The sequence below is a fragment of the Brevibacterium oceani genome (assembly GCF_013623835.1).
GTDB lineage: Bacteria > Actinomycetota > Actinomycetes > Actinomycetales > Brevibacteriaceae > Brevibacterium > Brevibacterium oceani.
Window position 1 is genome coordinate 267,884 of record NZ_JABKDE010000001.1, and the last position, 12,936, is coordinate 280,819.

14 protein-coding genes are annotated in these 12,936 nt (G+C 68.9%); 10 read left to right on the forward strand and 4 right to left on the reverse strand.

What is annotated here, in order from left to right; genetic code table 11:
- The first annotated feature begins 16 nt into the window (after window positions 1-16).
- From HK401_RS01300 to HK401_RS01310, 3 genes are read left to right on the forward strand one after another with little or no spacing between them, the layout of a single operon-like run.
- Window positions 17-790, forward strand: coding sequence for a glycosyltransferase family 2 protein (locus tag HK401_RS01300; protein WP_181272849.1), 774 nt, complete (start codon window positions 17-19; stop codon window positions 788-790).
- On the forward strand, window positions 787-1,488 hold the full coding sequence (locus HK401_RS01305; RefSeq protein WP_181272850.1) for a TIGR04282 family arsenosugar biosynthesis glycosyltransferase: 702 nt from the start codon (window positions 787-789) through the stop codon (window positions 1,486-1,488). The genes HK401_RS01300 and HK401_RS01305 overlap by 4 nt, the downstream gene beginning before the upstream one ends.
- A complete protein-coding gene (locus tag HK401_RS01310) occupies window positions 1,485-2,165 on the forward strand; it encodes a class I SAM-dependent methyltransferase (RefSeq protein WP_181272851.1) in 681 nt (226 codons plus the stop codon). Before HK401_RS01305 ends, HK401_RS01310 begins: the two co-directional genes overlap by 4 nt.
- Here the strand turns inward: HK401_RS01310 and HK401_RS01315 are convergent.
- Complete coding sequence (locus HK401_RS01315; protein ID WP_181272852.1) at window positions 2,140-2,703, reverse strand: hypothetical protein; 564 nt, start codon at window positions 2,701-2,703, stop codon at window positions 2,140-2,142. The two genes, HK401_RS01310 and HK401_RS01315, sit on opposite strands and share 26 nt — an antisense overlap.
- Window positions 2,700-4,064, reverse strand: a complete 1,365-nt coding sequence (locus tag HK401_RS01320) for a molybdopterin-dependent oxidoreductase (RefSeq protein WP_181272853.1) — start codon at window positions 4,062-4,064, stop codon at window positions 2,700-2,702. The genes HK401_RS01315 and HK401_RS01320 overlap by 4 nt, the downstream gene beginning before the upstream one ends.
- A gap of 260 nt (window positions 4,065-4,324) precedes the next feature.
- On the opposite strand from HK401_RS01320, the gene HK401_RS01325 reads away from it, so the two are divergent.
- The 7 genes from HK401_RS01325 to HK401_RS01355 all read left to right on the forward strand — a co-directional run bounded on the left by HK401_RS01325 (window position 4,325) and on the right by HK401_RS01355 (window position 12,035).
- Window positions 4,325-5,308 (forward strand): MTAP family purine nucleoside phosphorylase, encoded by a 984-nt coding sequence (locus HK401_RS01325; protein WP_181272854.1) that lies wholly within the window; start codon window positions 4,325-4,327, stop codon window positions 5,306-5,308.
- Entirely contained in the window at window positions 5,305-6,534 is a 1,230-nt protein-coding gene (locus HK401_RS01330; protein ID WP_309135876.1) for an NAD-dependent epimerase/dehydratase family protein, read from the forward strand. The genes HK401_RS01325 and HK401_RS01330 overlap by 4 nt, the downstream gene beginning before the upstream one ends.
- The gene (locus HK401_RS01335; protein WP_181272855.1) at window positions 6,531-8,093 is read left to right on the forward strand and encodes a hypothetical protein; all 1,563 of its coding nucleotides are present in this window, start codon (window positions 6,531-6,533) and stop codon (window positions 8,091-8,093) included. The genes HK401_RS01330 and HK401_RS01335 overlap by 4 nt, the downstream gene beginning before the upstream one ends.
- Window positions 8,094-8,156: 63 nt before the next feature.
- On the forward strand, window positions 8,157-9,353 hold the full coding sequence (locus tag HK401_RS01340) for a low temperature requirement protein A (RefSeq protein WP_219921638.1): 1,197 nt from the start codon (window positions 8,157-8,159) through the stop codon (window positions 9,351-9,353).
- 159 nt (window positions 9,354-9,512) lie between these two features.
- Window positions 9,513-10,697 carry a M4 family metallopeptidase gene (locus HK401_RS01345; protein WP_258233904.1) on the forward strand — a complete coding sequence of 395 codons (1,185 nt, stop codon included), beginning with the start codon at window positions 9,513-9,515 and terminating at the stop codon, window positions 10,695-10,697.
- The gene (locus HK401_RS01350; protein ID WP_181272856.1) at window positions 10,694-11,059 is read left to right on the forward strand and encodes a protealysin inhibitor emfourin; all 366 of its coding nucleotides are present in this window, start codon (window positions 10,694-10,696) and stop codon (window positions 11,057-11,059) included. Before HK401_RS01345 ends, HK401_RS01350 begins: the two co-directional genes overlap by 4 nt.
- Window positions 11,060-11,075: 16 nt before the next feature.
- Entirely contained in the window at window positions 11,076-12,035 is a 960-nt protein-coding gene (locus HK401_RS01355) for a tryptophan 2,3-dioxygenase (protein WP_181272857.1), read from the forward strand.
- A gap of 52 nt (window positions 12,036-12,087) precedes the next feature.
- On the opposite strand, the gene HK401_RS01360 is transcribed toward HK401_RS01355, so the two are convergent.
- Window positions 12,088-12,714 (reverse strand): alpha/beta hydrolase, encoded by a 627-nt coding sequence (locus HK401_RS01360; RefSeq protein ID WP_309135877.1) that lies wholly within the window; start codon window positions 12,712-12,714, stop codon window positions 12,088-12,090.
- Window positions 12,711-12,899 carry a hypothetical protein gene (locus HK401_RS01365; RefSeq protein ID WP_181272858.1) on the reverse strand — a complete coding sequence of 63 codons (189 nt, stop codon included), beginning with the start codon at window positions 12,897-12,899 and terminating at the stop codon, window positions 12,711-12,713. The genes HK401_RS01360 and HK401_RS01365 overlap by 4 nt, the downstream gene beginning before the upstream one ends.
- Window positions 12,900-12,936: the final 37 nt, after the last annotated feature.

The window sequence follows — 12,936 nt, forward strand, 5'->3', positions numbered from 1 at the left end:
TCCCTAGTCTCGGACCATGCCGACATCACCTCCGCACCAGGCTCTGCCGAACAGTGCTGACCCGAACAGTGCTGACTCGCACAGCGCCGATACGAACCGCGCCGATACACACAGCGCCGATACGAACCGTGCCCGCATCGACCTGATCCTCCCGTGCCTCGACGAGGCGGCCGCCCTGCCCGGGGTGCTTGCGGGCCTGCCGGACGGGATCAGGGCCATCGTCGTCGACAACGGCTCGACCGATGCCTCCGCCGAGGTGGCCCGCGCCCACGGTGCCCACGTGGTCGTCGAACCCCGGCGCGGTTTCGGGTCCGCCGTGCATGCCGGGGTGCGTGCCGCCACCGCCGAGGTGGTCGCGATCTGTGACGGGGACGGATCCTTCGATCTCGGCGAACTCGACCGAGTGACCGGTCCCGTCCTCACGGGCCGGGCCGACCTCGTCCTGGGTCGGAGGCGAGCCGTGAGCCCGCGCGCCTGGCCGCTGCACGCCCGGTTGGCCAACAGTGCGCTCGCCGGACTCATCCGGCTGCGCACCGGCATCGTTCTCGGCGACCTCGGACCGATGCGGGCGATGCGCCGGCACGACCTGCTCGCGCTCGACCTCTCCGACCGGCGCAGCGGCTATCCGCTCGAAATGGTGCTCCGCGCCCGAACCGCGGGCCTGCGCATCCGCGAAGTCCCGGTCACCTACCGGCCGCGGGTGGGCCGATCGAAGGTCACCGGCACCCTGCGCGGCACCCTCACCGCGATCACCGACATGTCCCGCCTGATCAGAGAGGAGACACGATGACCACGCTCATCATGCTCGCCAAGGAATGCGTGCCGGGAAAGGTGAAGACCCGCCTCAGTCCTCCGCTGAGCCTCACCGCCGCCGCCGAGGTGGCCGCCGCCTGCATCGACATCACCGCCGACGCCGTCGACCGATTCGGCTGGACCCGGAAGGTCCTCTGCCTCGATGGGACACGGCTGCCGAGGGACTTCACCGGGTGGGACATCGTGGCTCAGTCAGACGGTGACCTCGACGAGCGGATCGCCGCCGTGCTCGACGCCTGTGCGGGCCCGACCGTGCTCATCGGCATGGACTCACCACAGCTCGACCGGGGCGTGCTCAATCTGTTGAGCACCGAGTGGCCGGATGACTGCGACGCCTGGTTCGGCCCGGCCGCGGACGGCGGGTTCTGGGCGCTCGGCCTGCGCGAACCCGTTGGTGACCTGGTCAGAGGGGTGCCGATGTCCCGAGCGGACACGGGCGCGATCCAACTCGAGCGGCTGCGCGCGGCCGGACTGAGGACGACGCTGCTGCCGGTGCTGCGTGACATCGACACGGTCGCTGACCTCGACGCCGCCGCCCAGCTGCTGCCCGGCACGCTGCTCGCTGAGTTCGCTGATCGGGCGGGCGCTGCCGTCCGCGCGGGCGTCAGCACCGGTGACGTCGTCACAGACTTCGCCGACTGCGCAAGCCTTGCCGACCGCGCGGAGGCATCATGAGTGTGAGTGCGGCGCCCGTGGGTTTCGGCCACGGCGGAGCCCGCCCGTATGATCGGGCGCTGGTGATGGGTGGCGCCCTCTACCTCCACGGGATCAGCGACGATCGTGCGCCGACGCGCATGGATGTCGACCGGTATGCCGGCGATGCCGACGCCGCCGATCTCACGGCCATCGGCCGAGCCGCGGGTGCCGTCATCGACCTCGGCTGCGGACCGGGGCGGATGGTGCGGGCAGCGATCGCCTCCGGTCACTTCGCACTCGGAATCGACGTGTCCCCGACGGCCGTGGCCATCGCTCAGGACGCCGGTCTGCCGGTGCTGTGCCGCGACATCGATGCCGTCCTCCCGCTCGAAGGTCGGTGGGGGACGGCACTGCTCATCGACGGCAACATCGGCATCGGCGGAGATCCGGCGCGGCTGCTCGACCGTGTGCGAGCACTCCTCGACCCTCGCGGTCGCATCATCGTTGAGACCTCCGCGGGCCAGGACGAAGTGCGATCGTTCCTCGCCGAGGTCCGTGACCGGTGCGGCCGCACGAGTGCCGCGTTCCCCTGGGCACAGATCGGCAGCACGGCCCTCGCTCGCACCGCCGCCGAGGTGGGACTGCGCGTCGAGGAGACGTGGAGTCATCAGGCTCGCACATTCCTCGCCCTCACCGGCGTCGACGGGCGGCGATGAGGCCGATCGTGAGCACGATGACCGAGGCCGCTGCGACCACGCCCCAGAGCACCAGCAGATTGCCGGCGTAATCACCGGGCAGGATGGTCGGGTTCGCGGCCCCGCGGCCCTGTGCCCAGATCTCTGGAACGACGACAGCAGAGACGAGACTCGCGGCCACCAACAGTGCCCGGGTCACTGCGAGGGCGCGGTGACCGAAGAGCGCAGTTCGGTCAGAGAGCGCGTTCCGGACAGGCGGACGACGGCGCGCGGCGAGGATGCGGTGGCCACGAGCATGTTCCGCCGACTCCGATGTCATTGCGGAGTCCGGCTCGGGGGCGGTTCGGGGTCCGAAGAGTATGCGCCCGAGCACGGTGACGACGGGGACGAAGACGCCGTCGTGGACGATGACAGCGGCGGCCAGCCAGAGGCCGAGCCCGACGATGCTCGCTGTCCCCACGGTCGTGAGCACGAGGAACGCGCCGTAGGCGACGAATCCGATTCCGGCGATGACGAGCGCCGTGCGGGTGATGTCGCGTGAGCGCAGTGGGGGCCTCATCCGATCACCTCGATCGTGCTGATCCATTTCGTCTGCAGCACTCCGGGGCGTCCGGGCGCGATGATGCGGGCCGGATATCCGTGATCGAGGTCGAGGGGTTCTCCGTTGAGCCCGAGGGCGATGAGGGTGAGTTCGTCGGCGGCGAACTCGGGGCCCATCTCGCTGACTGCGTAGCCCCCGCGGGTCTGCAGGCTCGTGACCCGCAATCGCGAGTGCGGGTCGATTCCCGACCGCGTCAGGACATCGCGGACGCGGACTCCCGTCCACCTCGCCGAGGTCGACCAGCCCTCGACGCACGCGATGGGAATGTCTTCGGTCGACTGGTCCATCGCCTCGAGCTCGGATCGGCTGAAGCCGTGGACGATGCCGTTGCCCCTCACCTCGAGCGTCCAGGCAGGATCGGCGGCAGTGGTGAGGACATCGGCGGCCGCGGCGGTGCGGTTGACCGGCAGTCCCTGCGGGCCGTCCCCGTAGCGGCGGGGACCGAAGAGGTTGAACGCGGAGAGAAACCTCGTCGACTGACCGGCGGTGAAGCCGACGACGGCGACGCTCGCCGCGGCCACCGAGGCGAGGAACGCCCGACGATCGGACCCTGCCGTGCGCACATGGTCGGCCGGCACACTGTCAGCCGGCACATGGTCAGTCTGCACACGGTCAATCGGTGCGGGGCCCGTGTCCACTTCGCTGACGTCCACGGCTGCGTCGCCCCGCCTCGGCGAGGGTCGGGACCTCCAATGTTGGCGGATCGTCGGCAGCTGGAAGGCGATGTGGGCGAGGAGTGAGCCGACGATGACCCAGGCGAGGGCGTAATGGACGGTGCGGAAGGAGAACGGCCACGCATACCAGTGGTAGATGTTCATCACGCCGATCGTCAGCTCGAGCAGACTCGAGGCGACGAGGACGCCGGTGAGACCGCGTTCGAGCGCATGGATCGCCGAGGTGATCGGTGGCCACGTGAACAGGCGCGGGTAGACGGTCCACAGCTTCGCGAGGAGCAGCGGGACCGAGGCGAGTCCCGCAGCCACATGCACCCCCTGGGTGACCTGGTAGAGCACGGCCGGGCGGGTGGGGAACCGCATCCACGGCAGCGGGTCCTGCAGGTAGTGACTCCAGATCCCGGTGGCGAAGCAGAGCACGAACGTGAGGCCGAGCAGCCTGCCGATGACGACGGCCGTGCGCGGGCCGCGCACCGAGTCGTGGGTCTGCTTCTGCGCGGAGTATGTCGTCTGCTCGTGCGTTGAGTCGGGCGTGTGTTCGTGTACGGATTGCGGCCTCGGCGCGCCCAGGCGCTCGCGCACCGAGGAACGGAGCTCGGTGAGACGGTCGTTCGGCAGATGGCCGGGGGTGTGTCGTCGCGGCATGATTCGACCGTAGGGATCCGGCGCCGGTTATGTGCCCCGATTTCCTTACGGTCCGAAGACAGCGGGCACGGGACACCGCCTCTGTCGACTCGGCCCGGTCGAGTCGGCTCAGGCATCGACGCTCCACCTCTGTCATCGTCTCGTAAGCAAATCGCACGGTCCTCGGGCAGGTGGTCACGACACAATGGCGAGACGACAGAGACGACAGAGACAGCAGACACGACCACGGCCGAGCGGCAGGCTCGGCAGAGGGAGCACACATGGACGACACCGCGCGATCGACGAGCACCGGACCCCACCTCGGCGAGGGCCCCCACCTCGGCGAACGGTCCGAGGCGAACGAGCCACCACGGATCGCCGTCATCGGCGGCTCCGGCCTCTACGACCTCCTCGACGAGGACTCGCGCACCGAACTCGATGTGTCGACTCCCTTCGGCCCGCCCTCGGGCACGGTCACAGTGGGAGATTTCGGCGGTCGACGGATCGCGTTTCTCACCCGGCACGGCGCCGGACATACGCTCGCTCCGCACGAGATCAACTATCGGGCGAACATGTGGGCGCTCGCCTCCCTCGGGGTGCGCGCGGTCGTGAGTTCGAGCGCGGTCGGCGGCATCAGCCCCGACGTGCCCGTGGGGTCCTTCGTCATTCCCGATCAGATGCTCGACCGGACCGTGCGGCGGACCGCGACATACTCCGGTGACGGTATGCTCATCCACCTTCCCTTCTCCGATCCGTTCACCCCCGAACTCGTCGACGCCGCACGCGCAGCCGTCCGCAGCCTCGGCGAGGACGTTCCCGACTGCGGCACCACCGCAGTGATCGAAGGCCCACGGTTCTCCACCCGCGCCGAGTCCCGCCTGCTGCGCGAATCCGGCGCCCACATCGTCAACATGACCCAGTATCCGGAGGCCGCGCTCGCCCAGGAGCTGGGAATGGGCATTGTCAACCTCTCCTTCGTCACCGATTCCGATGCCGGGGCCACCAGCGCCGAGGCGGTCGATGCGGACACGGTCCTCCACCGGCTCGCAGCCGCCCGACCGCGGATCCTCGCGGCGTTGTCTGCGATCGTCACCGCGATCGGATCCGATTTCGCACCGCCGAGGCTCGTGCCCGACGCAGTGGTGCGTCGGATCCTCGCCCTCCCGGTCACTGACAGGCCGGTCGCTGGGGATCCCGTCGCCGACAGGGCTGTCGCCGGAGAACCCGTCGCTGACGGATCCTTCGCCGAGGCGGTCCGCCCGTGACCGCGTCCCGTCCACACCTGCTCGTCACCGGGGGTGCCGGGTTCATCGGCGCCGAGGTGGTCGCCGCTGCCCTGCGCGAGGGCTGGAAGGTCACCGTGCTCGACAGCTTCCGCTCCGACGTCCACGCCGGAGCGGTGGATGCCGCCGAGCTGCTCGCACGCTTCGGCGAGGAATTCACCGGCCCTGGACTCGGCGCGCCCGCGTCCGCCGACCTGCGCATCGTCGGCGGTGACGTCGCCGATCCGCGTGTTCTCGACCAGGTGCTGCCGGGAATCGACGCCGTCAGTCACCAGGCGGCGAAGGTCGGATTGGGCGTCGACTTCGCAGACAGTCCCGATTACGTCGCCAGCAACGAACTGGCGACGTCGATCCTCCTCGCCGCGATGGCCCGGCATGGTGTGAGGGATCTCGTCCTCGCGTCCTCGATGGTCGTCTACGGCGAGGGCGCCTACCGTGACGAACAGGGTCCCATCGACGCCGGTCCGCGGACCATCGCCGATCTCGAAGCGGGACGATTCGACCCCGTCTCTCCGCGCACGAATACCCCGCTGACCCCGGAGCTGATCAGCGAGGACGCCACACCCGACCCCCGCAATGTCTACGCCGTGACGAAACTCGGCCAAGAGATGCTCGCCGCCGCCTGGGCGCGGGCGACGGGCGGCCGCGCCGTCTTCCTGCGCTATCACAACGTCTACGGACCCCATATGCCGCAGGGGACTCCCTACGCCGGAGTCGCCTCGATCTTCCGCTCGGTGCTGCAGGCGGGAGGCCGACCGCGCGTCTTCGAAGACGGTGCACAGCGTCGTGACTTCATCCATGTCAGCGACGTCGCTTCCGCGAACATCGCCGGCCTCGACTTCGCTCGCACGCAGGAGCCGGGCACGGTGCGGGCCTTCAACATCGCCAGCGGTGATGTCACCACCATCGGTCAGATGGCCGAAGCCCTCTCCTCGGCCCTCGGCGGACCCGAACCGGTCATCACGGGGGAGTACCGCCTCGGCGACGTCCGACACATCACCGCCTCGGCACAGCGAATCCGCACCGAGCTGGGCTGGCGACCTCGGATCGGTTTCGCCGAAGGGATGGCCGAGTTCGCCCGCGCTCCGTTGCGCGAACCGGTCGACAGCAGAGCTCGCCCGCCTGCCGACAACAGTGCTGGCCCGTCCGCCGAAGACAGCGCCCGCCCGCCTGACGGAAGCTCAACTGAACCGACTGGCCGACCGTGATCGACGAAGACCCGACCCCGCCGGCCGGAGACCCGGCCCTACCGACCGGAGACTCGACCTCACCGACCGGGGATTCCGCCACGTGGACAGGTGCCAGCAGGGCGCCGGCACGCTCGGGCAGGGGCAGTCTCATCGGCGTCCTCGCCGCGCTCATCCTCATCGTCGTCGCGATCATCGTGCCGCCGAGCACCGGCTGGGACGTCAAGGCGCTGTCAGCTGCGCCGCTGTTCGCCGAACTCCGGCCGCGGATCGGCCCCGGGAGTGCCATCGCCCTCGTCATCTCCGCAGTCGTGCTCGTCTGGGGCCCTCGCCTCACCGGCCGTCTGCGCTGGTGGCCCCTGCTGTCATGGACGACCCTCGTGTCCGCGGCGTGGATGCTCGCCCTGGATGCGGTCGACGGGTTCGGCCACCTCGGCGGGATCCTCAACAGCGCGGAGGAGTATGTGCCCACCGCCCGGGCGCTCGCCGATGCGGGCCTGGCCTCGGCGATCCCCGACCTGCTGTCCGGGTATGTTGCGCGCATTCCGCTCGCGGCAGCGGACAATCTTCCCGTCCACCTCGCCGGGCATCCGCCGGGGGCCGTGCTGTTCTTCGCACTCCTCGTCGCCGTCGGGGTGCGATCGGCGTGGGGGATCGGCCTCGTCATCACCGTCCTTGCCGCGACGATTCCCGCCGCGGTGATGTGGACCCTGCGCAGCCTCGGCACCGAGGCTGGGGCGCGCAGTCTTGCGCCTTTCCTGGCCAGCGCTCCCGCAGCGATCTGGCTCGCGGTCTCCGCCGATGCAGTCTTCGCGAGCACGGGAGCGTGGGCGATCGCGGTCCTCGCCTGGTCGACGAAGCGGTCTGCGTCGGGATCGACGCGACCGCGAACAGTCGTCGGCGGACTCGCCGCCGGTGTGCTCCTCGGTCTCGGGACGTATTCGAGCTACGGGTTTCCGCTGCTCGGCCTCGTCGTCCTCGCGGTGTTCGCCGCTGCCCGCACCCTGCGCCCCTTGCCGTGGCTGATCGTCGGAGGGCTGGCCGTCGTCGCCCTCTTCACAGCCGGAGGCTTCGCCTGGTGGGAGGCCTATCCGGTGCTGCGCGAGAGGTACTGGGACGGATTCGCCGCGAGTCGGCCGGCACGCTACTGGCTGTGGGCGAACCTCGCGGCACTTCTGTGCGCAACCGGTCCCGCACTCGGCGCCGGCGTGACCGCGGTTGTGCCCGCACTACGATCCCGCCTCGTCGCAATGTGGAACGGGTCGCTGCGATCCCTTCCCGCCGCAGGACGGAAAGGAACGCTGCGCACCGATGCGACCGATGCGACCGGTGAGACCGATGCGACCGGTGAGGGCGGCCGGTGGACCATCGGCATCCTCTCCGCCGCCGCAGTGGGAATGGCGATCGCCGCGGACCTGTCGAGCATGAGCCGGGCGGAGGTGGAGCGGATCTGGCTGTTCATGGTGCCGTGGCTGCTCGTCTCTCTGGCCGCGGTTCCGGTGCGGGCCCGGTCGTGGATGCTGTCGGCGCAGCTCGTCTTCGCCCTCGTCCTCGCTCATCTCGTGCACAGCGCATGGTGACTCGACTCTCTTCGTCCTAGGCTGTCCACTGTCCCGACGAACCACACCGCGAAAGCACCTGACATGACCTCGACGATCTCCGCACGCTTCCGCCTCGTCCCGATGCGCCCTCGCGATCCGGGGGAGGCGGGCCGGGCGGCGAGTACGCTCGAGCTCTTCTTCGACCTCGTCTTCGTCATCGCCGTGTCCATCGCGTCCTCGCACTTGCATGACACGGTCACTGTCGGCCGCCTCGGGGAGGGGGTGGCGAACTATCTGCTCGTGTTCTTCGGGATCTGGTGGGCGTGGATGAACTTCACCTGGTTCGCCACCTCGTTCGACACCGATGATTGGCTCTACCGGGTGCTCACGATCGTGCAGATGGGCGGGGTGCTCATCCTCGCCGCCGGCATCGGGCCGGTCTTCTCCGACGGGGACTTCCGGCTCCTCATCGGCGGCTACGTCCTCATGCGCGTCATCATGATCTCCCAATGGCTGCGCGCGGCCCGCGGTGCCGGGCCCGCGCGGTGGACGACGATCGTCTACGCCAGTGGGATCGGGATCGCGCAGGTCCTGTGGGTGGCCTGGCTGGCCATCGACGACCCCGTCATGCGCGCGGTCGGCGTCGGGCTGCTCATCCTCGCCGAGGTGTCGGTGCCGGTCATCGCCGAGACCCGCGGCACGACTCCGTGGCATCCGCACCACATCACCGAACGCTACGGCTGCTTCACCATCATCGTGCTCGGCGAGAGCCTGCTGGCCTCGGCGGACACGATCTTCGACGCCCTCGCCGAGGTCGCCGACATCGTCCCGCTCATCTCGCTCGGCGTCCTCAGCCTCATCGTCACCGCCGCGATGTGGTGGATCTACTTCTGGCCGCCGCACCACCGGGCGATCGGCAGCCTCGGCGGATCATTGAGATACGGGTACGGCCACTACTTCATCTTCGCCGCCGCCGGCGCGTTCTCGGCCGGAGTCGGAATCGAAGCCGATTCCCAGCTCGGCGACAGCGCCCTCGATCCGGTGCTGGCGACGTTCACGGTCTCGGTGCCCATCGCCGTGTTCGTGCTCGGCGTGTGGCTGCTCGCAATCCGCGCGAACGCGAACGGCATCGTCAACACCGTCGTCCCGGTCTGCGCGGTCCTCGTCCTCCTCGACCCGATCATCCCGATCCCCACGTTCCTCACGACGTTCTTCATGATCATCATCGTCATCACCCTCATCGCCATCCCGCCGAAGGGCGGAGGCTCGGAGTACGACGCCGAGGTGGTCGCCGGGTGACGTGCAGGACCGGGCACACACCCGCCGAAGCAGGAGAAATCCTCGCCGAGGTGGCCGCCGGGTGAGCGCGGGCGCAGGCGAGTCGGCCGCTGGGTCAGCGACACAGTCACCCGCCCTCGTGACCTACCGATGCGTGAACGAACGTGGGACGCTGGAGGCATGAACATCCACAGTGTCGTCCCGCCCTACCTCCTTGATGCCATCGCCGAGCGCGGTCCCGAGAAGTTCCCCCGCGCCGCAGCCGCCGCTGCCAGCTGTCGGATGTCCGACGAGTCCTGCCGCAGCCTGCGCCTGACCGGCCTGCGCTACACCCCGCCGGCCGACCTCGACCAGGCTGAGACCCTCGAAACCGACGACCCCGCGAACCGGACCTCGACCTCAGGCGACGCAGGCAGTGAGGGGGCGACCGGCCGAGCGGCCACAGCCGGCAGGCCCGGAAGCGCGGGAGTGCAGCGCCTCATCCACGACGCGCAGGGCAAGGAGGTGCTGCCCGGTGTGCTCGTGCGCAGCGAAGGCGAAGACCCCGTCCCCGATGAGGCGGTCAACGAGGCCTTCGACGGCCTCGGCGCTGCGTACTCGCTGTTCTCCGAGGTCTTCGACCGTGACTCCCTCGACGGAAACGGGATGCCGCTGCTGGCCAGCGTCCACTACGGCCAGGACTACGACAACGCGTTCTTCGACGGCCGCCTCATGGTCTTCGGCGACGGCGATGCCGAGGTGTTCACCGGCTTCACCGGGTCGCTGTCGATCATCGGACACGAACTCTCCCACGGCGTCATCAGCCACACCGCCGATCTCGAGTACTCCGGCCAGCCGGGAGCGCTCAACGAACACTGCGCCGATGTCTTCGGGGCGCTGACCGACCAGCACGACAACAGCCAGAACGCCGAGGACGCCGACTGGCTCATCGGGGCCGGCATCTTCACCCCCGAGGTCACCGGTCGTGCCCTGCGCTCGATGATCGAACCCGGCACCGCCTACGACGATGATGTGCTCGGCAAGGATCCGCAGCCAGGCCACATGGACGACTTCGTCACCACGGATTCGGACAACGGCGGCGTCCACCTCAACTCGGGCATCCCCAACCGGGCGTTCGCGCTCGCCGCCGTCAGCGTCGGCGGTCCGGCCTGGGAGAGCGTCGGGCAGGTCTGGTACGGGGTGCTCACCGGCGACGAGATCACGAAGCAGACCGATTTCGTCGGCTTCGCAGAGCTGACCATCGCCGAGGCGGCCGAGCAGTTCGGATCCGGATCCGACGTTCACGATGCGGTCGTGACCGGGTGGGAAGCCGTGGGCATCTCCCATGCCGGTTCGGCGCGCGGGAATGAAGGGAGCACCTGGTGAGCGAGGAGCCTGCCGGCGCCGCAGGCGCCGCCGACAGCGGCGCTGAGGGGTTCGGCCGGTTGGTCGTCGAGCGCTCGGGCGGGATCGGCGGAATGCTGGTCGTCTGGGAGGTCGACATCGACACGAGCTCCCGTCGCGACGATCTCGGCCGCAGGGTGACCGAACTGCCCTGGTCCGATCGCTCCACCGCCGATCCGGCTACGACCAGCTCAGCGTCGGCCGGTGCCGACCGCTTCGACTACCTCATCGAGAGTCGTTTCGGGCGGGTGCGTTTCGGCGAGGGACAGATGCCCCAGGAGTGGCGGCGCCTGGTCGACGAGGTCCGCGAAGTCGCCGAACCGCAGAGGCGCCGACCTGACTGACCCTATGCTGGAGACCATGACCGACGAGAAACCGACTCCGACCACTGACGCTCGGACGACCGCAGAGCAGAACGTCCGCGACCTCGAATCCGGGATCCATACGGACCTGAAAGAGACGATGACCTACGGGTCCTATCTCGACCTCGACCGACTGCTCGGCGCCCAGCATCCCGTCAGCAGCCCCGAACACCATGACGAGATGCTCTTCATCATCCAGCACCAGACCACCGAACTGTGGTTCCGCCTCGTTATCCACGAACTCCTCGACGCCCGCCGACTCATTGCCGCTGATGAACTGCAGACAGCGCTCAAACGCATCGCCCGCGTCAAGCACATCCAGAAGACCCTGACCGAACAGTGGTCAGTCCTCGCCACGCTCACCCCGAGCGAATACGTGGGCTTCCGCGACCAGCTCGGGCGCGCCTCGGGATTCCAGTCCTGGCAGTATCGGGCGGTGGAGTTCCTGCTCGGGAACAAGAACCGCGGCATGCTCCAGGTCTTCGACGGTGAGCCCGAGGCTCGCGCCGCACTCGAGCAGTACCTGAACGAGCCGAGCATCTACGACGAGTTCCTCGCCTGCCTCGCTCGCCGTGGACTCCCGGTGCCCAGGCGCCTGCTCGACCGTGACAAGTCCGAGGCCCACACCTTCGACGAGGAACTGTTGGAGACCTTCCGCATCATCTACGAGAACCCTGATGACTACTGGCTGGAGTACGAAAGCTGCGAAGAGCTCGTCGATCTCGAGGAGAACTTTCAGCTCTGGCGCTACCGGCACATGCGCACGGTGCTGCGGATCATCGGCATGAAGCGCGGCACGGGCGGTTCGAGCGGGGTCGGTTTCCTCCAGAAGGCACTCGACCTCACGTTCTTCCCCGAACTGTTCGACATCCGCACCGGCATCGAGAACGGCCCCGGCACACGGAGGGATTCCCCTGATGCTTCGATCCAGCCGCCGCACCCCCGCGCGGATGCGTAAGGAGCGCCTCAGCTAACCGAGCAGCACGTTGGCCAACCGAGGAGCACCTCGGCTAACCGAGCAGCAGCTTGCTGACCTGCGCGAAGTACGGTGACTCGGGGTCGATGACATCGGCATGGTTCGCCCCCGCCAGCTCCGTGCAGGCGGCCGGGAAGACGCGTGAGAATTCGATGTCGACGATTCCGTCGGCATCCCCGTGGATCGAATGCACGTCGACGCGTTCCGGGATGAGCGCGACGCGCGAACGCGGGTCGTGGCGCAGATACGCGGCGAGGTCCTCCTCGGGGCGCAGACCCATATAGTCGAGCACCGCACCGTCGCCGAGCCCGTCCGCCACCTCCCGCAGCAGGTCCGTCACCGGAGCCAGTGGTAGCAATCGGATCCGCGGTCCCGCCTCGGGCAGATGCGAAGCCCACGCGAGGACGAGGCAGCCGCCGGCCGAATGACCGGAGACGATGAGGTTCTCCCGTGCCCCAGCACTGACACCCCAACCAGGCAGTTCGGCACAGATCGAGTCGATGGCCGCGGTGACATCGTCGAGCAGGTGCGGCTGTCCCCCGGCCCGCCGGTATTCGACGAGCGCGACGAGCACCCCGGACGAGGCCAGAGCTCGAGCCAAGGGGTGAGCATGGGCGAGGTCCGTGCGAGGACGGAAGTAGCCGCCGTGGACGAAGATCACCGTCGCCGAGGCGGCCGCCGGGTCGCCGTAGACCTCGACGAACTGCTCGGGGCGTCCCCGTACACGTGCCGGAATCCCGGCACTGCGTCGGACCCGCGGCCGATTTCGCCGAAGGCTGCGGTCGGACCACCGAGGTCCGCACCGGTCTCGGCGAGTTCGACGATGCGCGCACTCTCGTCACTCACTTCGCTGCTCCCATTCCGCCGTCCTGACGTCGGCACC

Bases quoted from the DNA above. Each gene is read 5' to 3' on its own strand.
- HK401_RS01300 (WP_181272849.1), top strand. From the start codon at position 17: ATGCCGACATCACCTCCGCACCAGGCTCTGCCGAACAGTGCTGACCCG.
- HK401_RS01305 (WP_181272850.1), top strand. From the start codon at position 787: ATGACCACGCTCATCATGCTCGCCAAGGAATGCGTGCCGGGAAAGGTG.
- HK401_RS01310 (WP_181272851.1), top strand. From the start codon at position 1,485: ATGAGTGTGAGTGCGGCGCCCGTGGGTTTCGGCCACGGCGGAGCCCGC.
- HK401_RS01315 (WP_181272852.1), bottom strand. From the start codon at position 2,703: ATGAGGCCCCCACTGCGCTCACGCGACATCACCCGCACGGCGCTCGTC.
- HK401_RS01320 (WP_181272853.1), bottom strand. From the start codon at position 4,064: ATGCCGCGACGACACACCCCCGGCCATCTGCCGAACGACCGTCTCACC.
- HK401_RS01325 (WP_181272854.1), top strand. From the start codon at position 4,325: ATGGACGACACCGCGCGATCGACGAGCACCGGACCCCACCTCGGCGAG.
- HK401_RS01340 (WP_219921638.1), top strand. From the start codon at position 8,157: ATGACCTCGACGATCTCCGCACGCTTCCGCCTCGTCCCGATGCGCCCT.
- HK401_RS01345 (WP_258233904.1), top strand. From the start codon at position 9,513: ATGAACATCCACAGTGTCGTCCCGCCCTACCTCCTTGATGCCATCGCC.
- HK401_RS01355 (WP_181272857.1), top strand. From the start codon at position 11,076: ATGACCGACGAGAAACCGACTCCGACCACTGACGCTCGGACGACCGCA.